General features: G+C 52.5%; 3 protein-coding genes. 1 reads left to right on the forward strand and 2 read right to left on the reverse strand.

All coding sequences use genetic code 11. From position 1 onward, the window contains the following. Both AB5Y97_RS11345 and AB5Y97_RS11350 read right to left on the reverse strand, forming a co-directional pair. The coding region (locus AB5Y97_RS11345; protein WP_368157254.1) for a transposase at window positions 1–279 on the reverse strand (279 nt) is incomplete at its 3' end. Window positions 280–369: 90 nt separating this feature from the next. Continuing rightward, complete coding sequence (locus AB5Y97_RS11350) at window positions 370–1,368, reverse strand: hypothetical protein (protein ID WP_368157921.1); 999 nt, start codon at window positions 1,366–1,368, stop codon at window positions 370–372. A 26-nt stretch (window positions 1,369–1,394) separates the two neighbouring features. On the opposite strand from AB5Y97_RS11350, the gene AB5Y97_RS11355 reads away from it, so the two are divergent. Then, entirely contained in the window at window positions 1,395–2,597 is a 1,203-nt protein-coding gene (locus AB5Y97_RS11355; RefSeq protein ID WP_368157222.1) for an ISL3-like element ISAeme19 family transposase, read from the forward strand. Window positions 2,598–2,600 lie beyond the last annotated feature (3 nt).

Below are 2,600 nucleotides of genomic sequence, written 5' to 3' on the forward strand. Positions count from 1 at the left end.
TATCTGCTCCGGGCTCCACCACCAGGCGAGTGTCAGCTCGACAAACTGGATGACATCGGCAGATAGCCGAGATTTGGCCGCACTGGCCCGTCGGTGGGTGGCGTGCTGATGCGCATTGTCTGGCTGGTAGCCCTGCGGCCCGGCGTTACGACGCAGCTCCCGGTAGAGGGTGGAGCGATGAACGCCAATGGCGCGTGCGGTGGCAAGGATGGACATCCCCTGTGCGCGAAGCACCGATAACTGGTATCGTTGCCCCTCGGTCAACTGCTGATAGCTCATGGTGATACTGCTTTTACTTTGGCGAGCAGAAGGGTACCACCAATCAGCAGTTGGCCACCTCTCGCCATTCATCCATGAGTGTCGCACTTATTATCTGAATTCCCGCTCAGGGGTAACATAGTTAGCAGCATTCGGGTTAGTGGTCTGCAACTGGCCGTTGATAAGGGCATCGAGCAATTGTTCATCAGCTTCTGAAACACCTGGAATGTACTTAACAGGGTCAGGGAAGATATGAGGGTAGGGATAAGGCCAAGCATCGGGAACCATAAAAGCCTGAGCGGCTGATTTAGGGTCTTTGAGCATTTCAGCAGCAAGGGAATCATAAAGAGCATCATCTGGAATAGGTTGAGGAACATTAGGGATTGAAATGGGCGGGTAATTGGGGTCTTTATGCATCTGCAAATATGCAGAACGCTGAACAGTAATACCGTTTGAAAAAGTTAAAGTGTATTCACCCTTATAATAACAAATACCAGTCTGGGTATTTTGACAAGTGACAGATGAATTAGTTTTAAATTTTACTTCATGAGCAGCAGAAGCCGAAAGACAAGCTGAAAGAGTTATAGGAGGTTCAAGAATGATATAAGTAGTAGAACCAATAGAGTCACCAATAAAACAAGTATCAAATACAGAATTAGGATCAAGGTTTAAATCAGAAGAAGTAGAAACCATCTGACCGGTCAATTCATCTATGGCCCAACCAGCAGCAGCCATAGTACCAAACCAAGCTGCATACCATGCATTTTTCTTAACAAGTCCTTTCATGTTAGTTTTTACATGAGACATAAAAGAGGCTTTGGGAACATCAACGTGCTTAATTGCATAAGGAGCATTAGCGGCATAACCCTTAATTGTGGTATTTACACGAATCAAAGACTCGTTGACGATTTTGACAGAGTTAGCCTTGATAACTTCGGCGTTCTGGAAAAAATCGCCTATCTGGAGAGCAGAGGCCGAGAACGTAACGGCGGCGGCTAATAATACGATGTACGGGCGCATATATCCCCCATGAAAAAAGGTTCTTCGCGGGATCTTGGGGAAGTGGAAGTTGACAGACAGGGTGCTGGTAAACTGGCTGTCTCCAAACACACCACCACCATCACCCTGCTGTCGCCGTGCATCATATTGATATTGCCTCCTTCTGGCCAGGTTATACCGTCATCGCCCAAGCGCTTTCTGCCAACCATCACACCCTGTTTACCCTTGAGCCTCGCGCCGACCTGTTGCCCCGTTGTCGCCGATGCCTGCAACCCACGCCATTGATCCACGACCAACGTATCCGCCGGGTGCGTGAGCGAGACCTATTTGACCGACAAGTCTGGTTACAACTGCCTGTTCGCCGCGTCGACTGTCTGCGCTGTGGTCGCGTCAGTGAACATATCGACTGGCTCCCCTCTGGCTCCCGCCTCACCCGGCGCATGCAGTGCTGGATTGAAGCGCTCGTTCAGTACCTCCCCATCCGCCATGTCAGCCAGCTCACCGGGGTCGGTTGGCACACCATCAAGGAGATCGACAAGCGCCGTTTGCAGACCAGTGTGGGCACCATCGAACTTGGGGAGGTGCGGCGGCTGGTGATGGATGAGTTTGCCCTGCACAAGGGACACCGCTATGCCACCGTGATCATGGATGCCGAGCGAATCCGCGTCCTGTGGGTGGGGCACGGCAACAGCCGGGCCGCTATCCGTCCCTTCTTCGAGCAGCTCGGCGAGCGATGCCAGCAGATTGAAGCGGTGGCGATGGACATGAACACGGCGTTCGACCTGGAGGTGAAGCAACACTGCCCGCAGGCGGAGGTGGTCTACGACCTGTTCCACGTGGTGGCTCGCTATGGCCGAGAGGTGGTGGACCGGGTGCGAGTGGAGCAGGCGAATGCACTGAAAAGCGATAAACCGGCGCGAAAAGTGGTCAAAAGTGCGCGTTGGTTGCTGCTACGTAATCGGGCGAAGTTGAGTGAAAAACAGGATGTGAAGTTGCAGGAGCTGTTGGCGGCGAATCAACCGCTGGCGATGGTGTACGTGCTGAAAGAGGGGTTGAAGGGCATCTGGTATGCGCCGAGCGTGTGGGAAGGATGGCGACGATGGCGGAGCTGGATGCGGCAGGTGAAGGAAAGCGGGCTAGCGCCGCTGCAACGATTTGGTCGAAATTTATCGAAATATATGCGGGGGATCCTGGCGAGTGCAAACTACCCGATGCACACGAGTGTGCTGGAAGGGGTGAACAACAAGATCAAAGTGATAAAGCGCATGGCATATGGATTTAGGGACTCAGAATACTTTTTTCTGAAAATCAAGGCGGCCTTCCCCGGAAAGCCGCGATGAACC

It is taken from the genome of Aeromonas sp. R10-2, from assembly GCF_040908445.1.
GTDB lineage: Bacteria > Pseudomonadota > Gammaproteobacteria > Enterobacterales > Aeromonadaceae > Aeromonas > Aeromonas veronii.